Source organism: Streptomyces sp. MAI_2237 (assembly GCF_054189285.1).
In genome coordinates, this window is record NZ_JAJPGQ010000003.1 from 2,750,338 (window position 1) to 2,763,829 (window position 13,492).

A 13,492-nucleotide genomic window follows, 5' to 3' on the forward strand; every position below is an offset into this window, starting at 1 on the left:
GGAGTCCCACGCCCTCTCCTTGCGGCGCCCACGGTATCTCCGCATGTGCCGGAACGGTACGCCTGTGTGCTGCCGGGTTGTGTGTCGCCACCCTCCGGGGTTGTCCCGAACGCTTCCGGGTACCCGGTGTCAGCCTCTTCGCACGCGACACGCGGGATGGCCTGGGTTTATGAATCGGGCCCTACATCTAGTGGTTGGATAGCTACAGCAGCCCACAAGTTGTGTTTTTTGCGATCCCCGGTGACTTCGGCACCTCCGAGATCGCCTATGCTTGGGGCTGCTTCGAGGGGCCCGTGAGGCCCGGCGAGGCTATTGAGTCTGCTGTGCCGTGAGGAGGGTTGGAGTTCATGCACTGCCCCTTCTGCAGGCACCCCGACAGCCGTGTCGTCGACAGTCGTACGACCGACGACGGCACGTCGATCCGCAGGCGCCGCCAGTGCCCTGACTGCTCCCGTCGTTTCACGACCGTGGAGACGTGCTCGCTCATGGTGGTCAAGCGGTCCGGAGTCACCGAGCCGTTCAGCCGTACGAAGGTCATCAACGGCGTGCGCAAGGCATGCCAGGGACGGCCTGTCACCGAGGACGCGCTCGCCCAGCTCGGCCAACGGGTCGAGGAGGCGGTGCGGGCCACCGGGAGCGCCGAGCTGACCACCCACGACGTGGGGCTGGCCATACTCGGCCCGTTGCAGGAACTCGATCTCGTCGCTTATCTGCGGTTCGCCTCCGTCTACCGGGCGTTCGACTCGCTCGAGGACTTCGAGGCGGCCATCGCGGAACTGAGGGACGGGGCGCGCAGCGCGACCGCGGACGACGAGGACCGCCAGGACGCTGTCGCGGGGAGCCAGGAAGACGACGGCGGGCCAGGAGGAGGGACCGCGCAGGTCCCCGAGCCCGCCCACGCCGCCGACTGAACGGCGTGCCGGAGAGGGTCAGGGAGCCCGGATCCGGCGGTTCGGCGGCGATGAAGACCTGTTGCGGGCGGTAGCGAGTGGGTGCCCGCAACACCAGACAGAACACCGTGCCTCGGGAACATCGTGGCACTTCAGGGCGTTTTCGCCCGTACAGGGAGGCGGCATGACAGAGACGGCGAGCGGTCCGGCACGGAGTTCCCGCGCCAAGGGCACCAAGGCGGCAGCGAACAAGGGCCTGCGTATCGAGCGCATCCACACCACCCCCGGCGTGCACCCGTACGACGAGGTGAACTGGGAGCGCCGTGACGTCGTCATGACCAACTGGCGCGACGGCTCGGTCAACTTCGAGCAGCGCGGCGTCGAGTTCCCCGACTTCTGGTCGGTGAACGCGGTCAACATCGTCACCAGCAAGTACTTCCGCGGCGCGGTCGGCACCCCGCAGCGCGAGACCGGCCTCAAGCAGCTGATCGACCGCATCGTGAAGACGTACCGGAAGGCCGGCGAGGACTACAAGTACTTCGCCTCTCCCGCGGACGCCGAGATCTTCGAGCACGAGCTGGCGTACGCCCTCCTGCACCAGGTCTTCAGCTTCAACAGCCCCGTCTGGTTCAACGTGGGCACGCCCCAGCCGCAGCAGGTCTCCGCCTGCTTCATCCTGTCCGTCGACGACTCCATGGAGTCGATCCTCGACTGGTACAAGGAAGAGGGCATGATCTTCAAGGGCGGCTCCGGCGCCGGCCTGAACCTCTCCCGCATCCGCTCCTCCAAGGAGCTGCTGTCCTCGGGCGGCAACGCCTCCGGCCCGGTCTCCTTCATGCGCGGCGCCGACGCCTCCGCCGGCACCATCAAGTCCGGTGGTGCCACCCGCCGCGCCGCCAAGATGGTCATCCTCGACGTCGACCACCCCGACATCGAGGACTTCATCGAGACCAAGGTGAAGGAGGAGGAGAAGATCCGCGCGCTGCGCGACGCGGGCTTCGACATGGACCTGGGCGGCGACGACATCACGTCCGTCCAGTACCAGAACGCCAACAACTCGGTCCGTGTCAACGACGAGTTCATGAAGGCCGTCGAGCAGGGCGGCAAGTTCGGCCTGCGTGCCCGGATGACCGGCGAGGTCATCGAAGAGGTCGAGGCCAAGGCCCTGTTCCGCAAGATGGCCGAGGCCGCCTGGGCCTGCGCCGACCCGGGCATCCAGTACGACGACACGATCAACCGCTGGCACACCTGCCCGGAGTCCGGCCGGATCAACGGCTCGAACCCCTGCAGCGAGTACATGCACCTGGACAACACGTCCTGCAACCTCGCCTCGCTGAACCTGATGAAGTTCCTCAAGGACGACGGCAAGGGCCACCAGTCCTTCGAGGTCGAGCGCTTCGCCAAGGTCGTCGAGCTCGTCATCACCGCGATGGACATCTCCATCTGCTTCGCGGACTTCCCTACGCAGAAGATCGGCGAGAACACGCGCGCGTTCCGCCAGCTCGGCATCGGCTACGCCAACCTGGGCGCCCTGCTGATGGCGACCGGCCACGCCTACGACTCCGACGGCGGCCGCGCCCTCGCCGGCGCCATCACCTCCCTGATGACCGGCACGTCGTACAAGCGCTCCGCCGAACTCGCCGCCGTCGTCGGCGCGTACGACGGCTACGCCCGCAACGCGACGGCCCACAACCGCGTCATGAAGCAGCACGCCGACGCCAACACCGAGGCCGTCCGCATGGACGACCTCGACACGCCGATCTGGGCCGCCGCCACGGAGGCCTGGCAGGACGTGCTGCGCCTCGGCGAGAAGAACGGTTTCCGTAACTCCCAGGCGTCCGTCATCGCCCCGACCGGCACCATCGGTCTGGCGATGTCCTGCGACACCACCGGCCTGGAGCCCGACCTCGCGCTGGTCAAGTTCAAGAAGCTGGTCGGCGGCGGCTCGATGCAGATCGTCAACGGCACGGTCCCGCAGGCCCTGCGCCGCCTGGGCTACCAGGAGGAGCAGATCGAGGCGATCGTCGCCCACATCGCCGAGCACGGCAATGTGATCGACGCCCCCGGCCTCAAGCACGAGCACTACGAGGTGTTCGACTGCGCCATGGGCGAGCGTTCCATCTCCGCGATGGGTCACGTCCGCATGATGGCCGCGATCCAGCCGTGGATCTCCGGCGCCCTGTCCAAGACGGTCAACCTGCCGGAGTCGGCGACCGTCGAGGACGTCGAGGAGGTCTACTTCGAGGCCTGGAAGATGGGCGTCAAGGCTCTCGCCATCTACCGCGACAACTGCAAGGTCGGCCAGCCACTCTCCGCCAAGACCAAGGAGAAGGAGAAGGCCGAGGTCACGGAGAAGGCCGAGGCGGCCATCCGCGAGACGGTCGAGAAGGTCATCGAGTACCGCCCGGTCCGCAAGCGCCTCCCGAAGGGTCGTCCCGGCATCACGACGTCGTTCACGGTCGGCGGTGCCGAGGGCTACATGACCGCCAACTCCTACCCGGACGACGGTCTCGGTGAGGTCTTCCTGAAGATGTCCAAGCAGGGTTCCACCCTCGCGGGCATGATGGACGCCTTCTCCATCGCCGTCTCCGTCGGCCTCCAGTACGGCGTGCCCCTGGAGACGTACGTCTCGAAGTTCACGAACATGCGCTTCGAGCCGGCCGGCATGACGGACGACCCGGACGTGCGGATGGCGCAGTCGATCGTCGACTACATCTTCCGCCGTCTGGCGCTGGACTTCCTGCCCTTCGAGACGCGCTCCGCCCTCGGTATCCACTCCGCCGAGGAGCGCCAGCGTCACCTGGAGACGGGCTCGTACGAGCAGTCCCTCGACGAGGACGAGGTCGACGTCGAGGGCCTGGCGCAGTCGGCGCCGCGCGCCCAGGAGCTGAAGGCAGTCGCCGCGCCGCGTGCCGAGGTCGAGGCGGCCAAGCCGGCCCCGAAGCAGGCCCACACCAGCGCCGAACTGGTGGAGATGCAGCTGGGCATCCAGGCCGACGCCCCGCTCTGCTTCTCCTGCGGTACGAAGATGCAGCGCGCCGGTTCCTGCTACATCTGCGAGGGCTGCGGCTCGACCAGCGGTTGCAGCTGATGCAGAGCGAGCGCGGCTGATCCGGCCGTGAGTGAGAGGGCGGTGGAGCCGGGTTTCCGGTTCCACCGCCCTCTTTCGTCGGCAGGCGAAAACTTGTTCCCCCGGGGAGCGTGCACAGGTTAGGCTCCCCCGGCGCACGACCGGCGCGAACGGCAGGGTGGGGAACGTGGGGGACATGGTCGACGGTTTCGCCGACTCCGAAAGAGCAGTGAGCGAGCCCGAGAAGGGCATGAGCGCGGGGGCCCAGGCGGTCGCCGCCGTGGTGGTCGTCGGAGGGCTGGCACTGGCCCTGTGGGCGCTCGGGGCGACCTTGGACCAGGGACCCGGCAAGAGCGAGCCGGCCACCTGCGAGGCCGCGCACGACGCCAAGACGCCGAAGAGCGTGACCGGGGCCCGGCTGTGCACGGCCCTGAACCGCCCGGACCTGCCCGCGCTGCTCGGCACCCCGGACGAGTACGCGGAGAGCGCGAACGGCAACGTGAGCACCATGACCTCCGCCGACGGCGGCAAGACCAGCACCCCCGAGGCGGACGTCGACCTGAAGACGTACTCCCTGAGGCTCTCCCTGTCCGACGACGACGTGCCCGTGGCCGACATGGCCGCCTTCCTCGGCACCACCGCGCAGCGGCGGACCGTCCTCGGACACCCCGCGGTCCTCTACTCGGACCGGACCATCGCCCTGAGCTTCAACCTGGGCGGCGGCAAGGCCAGCAGCGGCCCCGGCGGCGTCGCCAGGAGCCTGCTGGTCGCCAGGGACGCGAAGGACGGTGGCGGCTTCTACGAAGTCTCCCTCTGGCGCCAGGACTTCGCGACGCCCGACGACGCGGCGCTGTTCCGCGTCGCCGAGAAGGTCCTGCCGACGGTTCCGGGCTGGCGGGAGGGCTGAGGCGGATCAGGGCTGGTGTGCGCGGCCCATGGTCCGGGTGAAGGTCTCCGGGTCGTCCTCGTGGCCGTGGATTCCGGGACGGAAGTCCCACGCGCCGGACTCGTCGCGGACGAACTCGGCCACGCTCGCCGCCGTCGCGCCCAGTACGTCACCGAAGTCGTCCTCGGCCAGGACGGTGTACCCCTCGCGGATACGCAGGCCCGGGTTGATCACGCTGACGAAGGTCCGCTGCTCCGGTTGCGGCTGGATGACGACGCCGACCACCACGCGCGCGTACCGCTCGCTGAGCCGGTCGAGCTCCAGCGTCATGATCTCGTCCCAGCCGAAACCCTTGCCGTCCCTGCTGTCCCGGTTGAGGTAGATGGTGCCGTCGGGCGAACGGCTGTCGAAGTGGACCACATAGGCGGGATCGCCGTGCGGGTCGCCCGACGGGTAGGTGGCGGCGACGACGTCCAGATCGGTCGGCGGCTGCCCCGCCGGGCTCGGGTCCCACTTGATCGCGATCTCGACCTTGCGGATCCCCTTGTTGAGGGCGTTCACCAGGTTTCCCCTTCCCCGTTCCCGCGTGTACCCAGTCCGGCCGAACTGCCTTGCGCACAAGGCCGATTGTCCATCCTGCCACGCGAGCGGGCGGGCGTGCCCCGGAGCAGTCCGCCGGAGCGTGACCCAGGCCACGCTCCTGGCCTTACGATGGCGCGGTGCTGGTCAAGTGGATTCGCTGCACCGTGGTGGACCGCCGCGGGTTCGAGCGGGGGCAGCGAAAGTGGGCGGGGCTTCTGGGGGAGCCGGGGTTTCGGGGACAGGGCGGTGGCTGGAGCCGGGGGCGGCCGGGCGTGGCGCACATCTTCTCCTTCTGGGAGAGCCGTTCCTTCTACGACTCCTTCATGGCGCGTTCCCACGACCGGCTCGCCGCGTCGCAGTCCGGCACGTTCAAGGACACCCAGGTCAAGCTTTTCGACTACCGCTTCGACGTGAAGACCGGCTTCGAGCCGCGCTTCACGGACGCGGACCTGGTGCGCGTGGCGCTGTGCCGCGTCCACGAGGAGCGTGCCGAGCACTTCACCCTGATGCAGGAGAAGGTCTGGAACCCCGCCATGGCCGGTTCGCCGGGCATGATCCGCGGGCTGTTCGGGGAGGCCCCCGGGCACGAGTTCCTGGTGCTCTCGATGTGGCGGCAGGCCGCGGAACACGGCAAGTACCGCGCCGAGCGCGTCGAGCGGCTCGCCCTGCGGGCCCAGATCGAGGCGGACGTGGCGGCCCTCAGCGGGGACATCGTGGCGCTCGAACCGACCTGGACGGTGTGAGAAGCGGGCACGTCCGGACGCGGCTCGCGGCGCGGGAACTGTGTGACCTACGCCGTATGGAGCCCGTACGAGTGAACGATCGGCCGTCACTCGATCTAGGGTTTCCGCATGGCACGACCACGGCGCATCGTCCTTGTCCGGCACGGCGAGTCAACGGGCAATGTTGATGACACCGTGTACGAGCGCGAACCCGATCACGCGCTCGCACTCACCGAGCGCGGTCGGGAGCAGGCGGAGGAGACCGGCAAACGGCTGCGGGAGGTCTTCGGCCGCGAGCGCGTCAGCGTGTACGTCTCCCCGTACCGCCGCACCCACGAGACCCTGCGCTCCTTCCACCTCGACCCCGACCTCATCCGGGTGCGCGAGGAGCCCCGGCTGCGCGAGCAGGACTGGGGGAACTGGCAGGACTGCGACGACGTACGCCTCCAGAAGGCCTACCGGGACGCGTACGGCCACTTCTTCTACCGCTTCGCCCAGGGCGAGTCCGGCGCCGACGTCTACGACCGCGTCGGGGGCTTCCTGGAGAGTCTCTTCCGCAGCTTCGAGGACCCGGACCACCCGCCGAACGTGCTGCTGGTGACCCACGGCCTCGCCATGCGGCTGTTCTGCATGCGCTGGTTCCACTGGACGGTCGCGGAGTTCGAGTCGCTGTCGAACCCCGGGAACGCGGAGATGCGGATGCTCGTTCTCGGCGACGACGGCAGGTACCAGCTCGACCGGCCCTTCGAACGCTGGCGGGATCCGGAGCCGTACGGGATCACCGGATAGAGTGGCGCACATATGACCCCTGATTCCTCCTCCGCCGGGCGCCTGGAGCGCGCCCTGACCAGCCTCCGCGGACTGGCCGTAGGAGACGCCCTGGGCTCGCAGTTCTTCGTGCCGGCGAACTACCCGCTGCTCAAGCGCCGCGAGCTGCCGCCCGGCGTCTGGCAGTGGACCGACGACACGGAGATGGCCTGCTCCGTGGTCGCCGTCCTCGCCGCCCACGACCGCATCGACCAGGACGCCCTCGCCCACTCCTTCGCCCACCACCACGACTTCGACCGGGGTTACGGCCCCGCCGTGAACCGTCTGCTGCGCCTGGTCCGCGAAGGCGGCGACTGGCGTGAACTGGCCGCCGCGCTCTTCAACGGCCAGGGCTCCTGGGGCAACGGCGCGGCCATGCGCATCGCGCCACTGGGTGCCTGGTACGCGGACGACCCGGAGCAGGCGACGCACCAGGCGGAGATCTCCGCCTACCCCACGCACCAGCACCGCGAAGCCGTCGTCGGCGCCATGGCCGTGGCGGCCGCCGCCGCGCTGGCCGCCGCGCCCGCCGGGCCGCCGAGCCCCGAGGCGCTCCTCGACGGCGTCGTCGCCCTCGTCCCCAAGAGCGCCGTCGGCGCGGGCCTGCGGCGCGCCCGGGACATGCTCGACTACGGCGATCCGGGCACCGTCGCGGCCGTCCTGGGCTGCGGACGGCGTACTACGGCCCATGACACCGTGCCCTTCGCGCTGTGGTCGGCCGCGCGGACCCTCGGCGACTACGAGCGCGCCTTCTGGACGACCGCCCAGGTCGGCGGCGACGTGGACACCACCTGCGCGATCGTGGGCGGCGTGGTCGCCTCGGCCAGGGCCGGGCTGCCTCCGGCGGAGTGGACGGCGCGGACCGAGGCCCTGCCGGCCTGGACACCGGCGGCACGAGCGGCCTCGGCCTGAGCGGCCGACACGGCAGGCTGAAAACTCTCCGTGTTGGTCGGGAACTCTGCGTGACGGGCTGTCCGTTGTGCCGGTGTCGGCCCCGCTGGTGACGGGGCGAGATCAGGTGGGTGGCACACGCGGGTCCCGGGGGTGAGTGGCCATGCTTCTCGTGGTGGCAGTGGCAGTGGCAGTGGCAGTGGCAGTGGCAGTGGCAGTGGCAGTGTCTGTGCGTGTGTCTGTGTCGTGCGGCGCCGCACGTGTGCGGACGGCCGGACCGGCGTCCTCGCCGTCGGTCCCCTGGACCCGGTCCGGCCGTCCCTGTGCGGGCGGGTTCGGCTCAGCCGATGCCCGGGCCCGCCGTTCCGGCGAGGGCCTCCAGGTCGCTTTTCCGCACCCGGATCACCAGCCAGGCGGTCGCGAGCGCCAGCACGGCCATGGCGGCCGCGGCGATGAAGCCCACCGAGATGCCCTGGGCGAGCACCTCGTGCCCCCACGTACCGGGCAGCTGGTGCGTCTTGGCGAACTCTGCCTTCTGCTCCGGCGATCCGTCCGCGAGGAACTTCGGCAGCTGCTTCGTCGCCTCGTCCCTGCTGGCCGAGCCGAACACCGTCGTCAGGATGGACAGCCCGAGCGAACCGCCCACCTGCTGCATGGCGTTGAGCAGACCGGAGGCCGCGCCCGCCTCGTGCTGGGCGACACCGGAGACGGCTGTCACCGTCAGCGTCACGAAGTTCAGGCCCATGCCGAAGCCGAAGACCAGCATCGGACCGAGCACCCCGCCGGCGTAGGAGCTGTCGGAGCTGATCATGGTCTGCCAGGTCAGGCCGATCACCGCGAGCGCGGAGCCGGTGAGCATGAACGGCTTGGGGCCGAACCTGGGCAGGAAGCGCTGGGACAGACCCGCGCCGAGCGCGATCACGACCGTCACCGGCAGGAAGGCGAGGCCGGCCTGGATCGGGCTGTACCCCAGCACGTTCTGCACGAAGAGCACGATGTAGAAGAACATGCCGAACATCGCCGCGGCCAGGCTCAGCATGATCACGTACGTGCCCGAGCGGTTGCGGTCGGCGAACATCCGCAGCGGGGTGATCGGCTCCCTCGCCCGGGACTCGATCAGCGCGAAGGCCGCCAGCAGGACCACGGCGGCCGCGAACGACCCGATGGTGAGGCTGTCCCGCCAGCCGTCGTCCGCCGCGCGGATGAAGCCGTAGACGAGCGAGGCCATGCCCGCCGTCGAGGTCACGGCACCGGCGATGTCGAAGCGGCCGGAGTGGCGTTCGGACTCGTTGATGTAGACCGGTGCGAGAAGGATGATCACCAGACCGATCGGCACGTTGACGAAGAACACCCAGCGCCAGTCGAGCCACTCGGTGAGCATGCCGCCCGCGAGCAGGCCGATGGCGCCGCCGCCCGCGGAGACCGCCGCGAAGACGCCGAACGCCCGGTTGCGCTCGGGCCCCTCGGGAAACGTGGTGGTGATGAGCGCCAGCGCGGTGGGCGAGGCGATCGCGCCTCCCATGCCTTGCAGGACCCGTGCGGCGAGCAGCTGCCAGGGCTCCTGGGCGAGGCCGCCGAGCAGCGAGGCGAGGGTGAACAGCAGGATGCCGGTCATGAAGACCCGGCGGCGGCCGAGGATGTCGCCGGCCCGGCCGCCCAGGAGCAGCAGACCGCCGAAGGTGAGCGTGTAGGCGCTGACGACCCAGGTGAGGTCGGTCGTGCTGAACTGGAGCGCGTCTTGAATGTGCGGGAGCGCGATGTTCACAATCGTCGCGTCGAGTACCACCATGAGTTGGCAGGCCGCGATGACCGCGAGCGCGACGCCGGGACGGCCGCCCCGGCGAGCCGCACCTGGCTTCTGATCTTTGATCAACTGAGAGGTTGTCACTATGGGTCCCCCACGGAAGCGTTAGTGAACGCCCGCGTTCACTGTCGCGTCAAAGGTAGTGAGTCCCCGATAGTGAACGCAAGCGTTCACTTAAATCGTGTGTCGCGCGGCACGTCCCCCGCTGTCGTCGCATGACGCATCCCCCGTCCCGTACGTCCCCGCTCACCCGCTCGCTGGAGACAGATCAGATGGTTACCTCGCGCTGGACGGCCGCCCCCGCTCAGGCGGCCTCCCCCCGTCGGCGCGGCGCCGTGCTGGAACGCGCCATCCTCGATGCCGCGCTGGATCAGCTCGGCACGGTCGGCTGGAACGGCCTGACCATGGAGGGCGTCGCCGCCGGCGCCCAGACCGGCAAGGCCGCGGTCTACCGCCGTTGGCCCTCCAAGGAGGACCTCGTCGCGGACGCCCTGCAGGCGGCCCTGCCGCGTATCGAAGAGGTGCCCGATCTGGGCAGCGTGCGCGAGGATCTGCTCCAGTTGTGCCGCCAGGCGCGCGACGCGATGTTCTCGCGCCCCGGGTACGCCGTCCGCTCCGTGGTTCACGAGTGCAACCCAGTTCAGGCGGAGCGGTTCCACACCGTGATCTTCGACGGCATCGTGGAGCCCACGCTGAAGCTGCTCCGCGAGGTCGTCACGCGTGGCATAGCGCGGAACGAGGTGCGCTCCGACGCGGCCAACGGTTACGTCTTCGACGCCATCCCGGCCATGATGATGTACCGCTCCAAGATGCGCGGAAGTGAATGGAGCGACCACGATCTCGAGGAGATGGTCGACCAGTTGATGCTTCCGCTGCTCCGGCCCAACAGCGGCTGAGCGGGGCGGGCGGTGATCGGGAGGCGGCTCGGGGAGCCGGGGTGTCGCCGGTGATCCGCGAGGCGTACGCTAAGGGCGCCATGCCGTACGAACCACCCACTCACACCGTCGAGCGCTCCCTTCGCGCAACGACCGGAGCGAAGATCATTGCCGGTGTCGACGAGGTGGGGCGCGGCGCGTGGGCCGGCCCCGTCACCGTCTGCGCGGCGGTCACCGGACTGCGCCGACCCCCCGAAGGCCTCACCGACTCCAAGCTCCTCACCGTGAAGCGGCGCACCGCGCTCGCCGAGGAGCTGCGGACGTGGGTGACGTCCTACGCGCTCGGTCACGCCTCGCACGAGGAGATCGACGCCAGGGGGATGACGGCAGCCCTGCGGCTGGCGGCGGTGCGTGCCCTGGAGGCTCTGCCGGTCCGCCCGGACGCGGTGATCCTCGACGGCAAGCACGACTACCTGGGCGTGCCCTGGAAGGTCCGCACGGTGATCAAGGGCGACCGGTCGTGCGTCGCCGTGGCGGCGGCCTCGGTGATCGCCAAGGTTCAGCGCGACAAAATGATGGCCGAACTGGGTATCGACCATGCAGACTTCGGTTTTGCGGACAACGCCGGGTATCCGTCGCCCGTGCACAAGGCCGCACTGGAGGTGCGGGGCCCCACCCCGTATCACCGGTTGTCGTGGGCGTATCTTGATGCGCTGCCCCAGTGGCGGCATCTCAAGAAGGTCCGCAGTTGGGCGGACGGAAGCGTTCCGGAGATCGAGGGTCAGCTCGGCTTCGACTTCTGACGATTCCGCTCGCACTCATGTGCCACCCGCCGACGCGAGCCGTACCAACGTTTGATAAACATCAGCTCATGCCTCTCATTCCCGAGGAGCCTCAGATTCACGAGAGTGCCCAGGGTCCCCGCGCCACTTCGGCCAGTGGCCGTACCGCGCCGACCCCTCGTCCCGTACCCGGTCCCCGTCCCGTGGCTCCGCCACGGCCCGGTCGCCCCGGTCCGCTCCGGCCCACCGCGCCGGCGCAGCGTACGTCGCGTGACGTGACCGCGGCCAAGCCCGGGCCCTCGGCCCCGGCTGCCCCCGCCGCGGCTCCGGCGTCCCCGCAGATCCAGCTGATCCCGGCCTCGCCCGAAGGCGCCCTCGACGCCGCCGAAGAGGCCGTGGACCTGCTGCTGGACTCGGGGCGGACGCCCGGCGACGTCCTTGTCATCACCACCGGCGAACAGCACCCGTGGGCCGCCCACGAACTGTCCTTCGGTGAAGCCTCCTACTGGGCCCAGCACGACGCTGGCGACGACGTCTTCTATGCGGACGCCGCCGTCGCTTCCCGTGCCGCCGCCCGCCCGGTCGTCGTGGTCGCCGTCAACGGCGGAGACGCCTCGACCGCCGCGACGGCGCTGCCGCTGGCCCATGGCCGGGCAGGTGCCCTGCTGATCGTCTGCGGGGACCCGCAGCAGATCAACTCGGTGCTCGGCGCGGGCGTCTGAGTCCGCTCGGGCCCCGCACGGGTCCGTCCCGAGGGCGTCGGCAACGCCGTCCCGAGCGACGGTTGTGCCGCCACGGCGGCACCGGCACGGTGGGCGCTTCGGCGCGCGCGTGGGCGGGTGCGGGGTCGGGATGCCTGTGGGCTTGTCCAGTTGGTGCTTGAGGGCTGTTGCTGTGCGTGCTTGAGGGCTGCTGCCGCGGGGCTCGGGGGCGCGTGGGTGCGTGAGCGTGTGCTCCGCGGTATTGCTTGCGGGTGCGCGGGTGCGCGGGTGCGCGGGTGCGCGGGTGCGCGGGTGCGCGGGTGCGCGGGTGCGCGGGTGCGCGGGTGCGCGGGCCGTCGTCCGTTGTCGCGCCGGCCGCTTTCCGTGGTTGCCTGCGTGGGCTGTTCCGCGCCTGCTTCTGCCCTGGCGTGCCTCGGTGCTGCGGCCGGATGGGCGTTCTTGCGTCGGGCGCGGTCAGGGCGTCCGAACAGACGGCGCGCCGTCAAGTCGTGCTCCGAGACCCGGCGTTGGCAGGGCTCGTAGGACGGCTGGACGGGTCCTTGTCGCCGGGGCGCCCGGAGGGTCCGGACGCCGTCGGAGCGTAGGGAGAGGGCGGCGTGTCGGCGGGCCGAGCATGCTGGCCGGTGCTGTGGCCGAGCGCGCCGAGCGGGCCGGCTGACAGCCGGCCGGCCGATGGTGCGGCCGGCCGGCCCGTGCTTCAGCGAGCCGCCGCGCGGCGCAGGACCTCCGAGGCGACGCCGCCGGTGCGCGGCAGCGGAGGTGGCGCCTCGGACAACCCGAAGGGCTCCGGTGTCGAATCGGCGTTCGGGCGGCGTCCGCCACGGCCCTCCCCGAGCACCTGCCAGCCGTCCCGGGTCAGCGTGATGTACGCCCCGCAACGCAGCCCGTGCAGTGTGCACGCGTCACGCAGGCCCCACATCCACGCGCCGTCCTCCTCGGTCCAACGCGCGTCGCCGTCACGGCAGTACAGCAGCACGGCGGTGCGCACCGGTGTGCGGCGGCGCAGGTCGTGCGGGATGACCCTGCGGAGTTGGGCGAGCAGCGCGTTGCGGAACACCCAGCCGTCGGCCGGGGCCGGGCGACGGGTGAACGAGGCGCTGGCGCACAGCCGTTCGTCCTGGTCGAGGACGGCCACGATCGCCGTCGCCGGCCCGGGGCGATGCCGGGAGTGCAGTCCGCTGACGACCTCTCGGGGATTGCGCAGCAGTGGGATGCCCGCGGCGGCCCACTCGGCCGGTTCGAGCATGCGGACGAGAGGGTTGGCGGATGCGGCGGACAGGTCGGCAGACGTCGACGTGGACGCCGCGGAGGACGGAGCGAATCCGAAGGTCACGGTCCTCCCTTCGGCTACGCGCCCACACTGCGGGCGAGGTCGGATTCGGGGGAGCGCGCACCGCAGCAGAGCCCTACCGGACCACGGACGAGCCGTGCGGGGAGCGGAGTTCAATTCTTCCTGTCGAA

Annotated in this window: 12 protein-coding genes; 9 read left to right on the plus strand and 3 right to left on the minus strand. The window is 70.2% G+C overall.

The window, feature by feature from the left end:
- The first annotated feature begins 347 nt into the window (after window positions 1–347).
- The 3 genes from nrdR (at window position 348) to LN251_RS23120 (ending at window position 4,867) form a co-directional block, all read left to right on the plus strand.
- Complete coding sequence (nrdR, locus tag LN251_RS23110) at window positions 348–911, plus strand: transcriptional regulator NrdR (RefSeq protein WP_458246045.1); 564 nt, start codon at window positions 348–350, stop codon at window positions 909–911.
- A gap of 163 nt (window positions 912–1,074) precedes the next feature.
- The gene (locus LN251_RS23115) at window positions 1,075–3,981 is read left to right on the plus strand and encodes a vitamin B12-dependent ribonucleotide reductase (RefSeq protein ID WP_458246046.1); all 2,907 of its coding nucleotides are present in this window, start codon (window positions 1,075–1,077) and stop codon (window positions 3,979–3,981) included.
- Between the two features lie 175 nt (window positions 3,982–4,156).
- Window positions 4,157–4,867 carry a DUF6215 domain-containing protein gene (locus LN251_RS23120; RefSeq protein ID WP_458246780.1) on the plus strand — a complete coding sequence of 237 codons (711 nt, stop codon included), beginning with the start codon at window positions 4,157–4,159 and terminating at the stop codon, window positions 4,865–4,867.
- Between the two features lie 6 nt (window positions 4,868–4,873).
- Here LN251_RS23120 and LN251_RS23125 read toward each other — a convergent pair whose 3' ends face one another.
- A complete protein-coding gene (locus LN251_RS23125; protein ID WP_458246047.1) occupies window positions 4,874–5,407 on the minus strand; it encodes a TerD family protein in 534 nt (177 codons plus the stop codon).
- A 158-nt stretch (window positions 5,408–5,565) separates the two neighbouring features.
- Between LN251_RS23125 and LN251_RS23130 the strand changes: the two genes are divergently transcribed.
- From LN251_RS23130 to LN251_RS23140, 3 genes are all read left to right on the plus strand, one after another.
- On the plus strand, window positions 5,566–6,171 hold the full coding sequence (locus LN251_RS23130) for a YdbC family protein (protein WP_249838064.1): 606 nt from the start codon (window positions 5,566–5,568) through the stop codon (window positions 6,169–6,171).
- Between the two features lie 108 nt (window positions 6,172–6,279).
- Complete coding sequence (locus LN251_RS23135; RefSeq protein WP_458246048.1) at window positions 6,280–6,939, plus strand: histidine phosphatase family protein; 660 nt, start codon at window positions 6,280–6,282, stop codon at window positions 6,937–6,939.
- A gap of 12 nt (window positions 6,940–6,951) precedes the next feature.
- Complete coding sequence (locus LN251_RS23140) at window positions 6,952–7,869, plus strand: ADP-ribosylglycohydrolase family protein (RefSeq protein WP_458246049.1); 918 nt, start codon at window positions 6,952–6,954, stop codon at window positions 7,867–7,869.
- 319 nt (window positions 7,870–8,188) lie between these two features.
- Here LN251_RS23140 and LN251_RS23145 read toward each other — a convergent pair whose 3' ends face one another.
- Window positions 8,189–9,736 carry an MFS transporter gene (locus tag LN251_RS23145; protein WP_458246050.1) on the minus strand — a complete coding sequence of 516 codons (1,548 nt, stop codon included), beginning with the start codon at window positions 9,734–9,736 and terminating at the stop codon, window positions 8,189–8,191.
- 188 nt (window positions 9,737–9,924) lie between these two features.
- Between LN251_RS23145 and LN251_RS23150 the strand changes: the two genes are divergently transcribed.
- From LN251_RS23150 to LN251_RS23160, 3 genes are all read left to right on the plus strand, one after another.
- Window positions 9,925–10,548 (plus strand): TetR/AcrR family transcriptional regulator, encoded by a 624-nt coding sequence (locus LN251_RS23150; RefSeq protein WP_458246781.1) that lies wholly within the window; start codon window positions 9,925–9,927, stop codon window positions 10,546–10,548.
- Window positions 10,549–10,628: 80 nt separating this feature from the next.
- Complete coding sequence (locus LN251_RS23155) at window positions 10,629–11,330, plus strand: ribonuclease HII (protein WP_458246051.1); 702 nt, start codon at window positions 10,629–10,631, stop codon at window positions 11,328–11,330.
- 68 nt (window positions 11,331–11,398) lie between these two features.
- Window positions 11,399–12,031 carry a hypothetical protein gene (locus LN251_RS23160; protein ID WP_383675668.1) on the plus strand — a complete coding sequence of 211 codons (633 nt, stop codon included), beginning with the start codon at window positions 11,399–11,401 and terminating at the stop codon, window positions 12,029–12,031.
- Window positions 12,032–12,728: 697 nt separating this feature from the next.
- On the opposite strand, the gene LN251_RS23165 is transcribed toward LN251_RS23160, so the two are convergent.
- Window positions 12,729–13,364, minus strand: a complete 636-nt coding sequence (locus LN251_RS23165; RefSeq protein ID WP_458246052.1) for a hypothetical protein — start codon at window positions 13,362–13,364, stop codon at window positions 12,729–12,731.
- Between the last annotated feature and the right edge of the window lie 128 nt (window positions 13,365–13,492).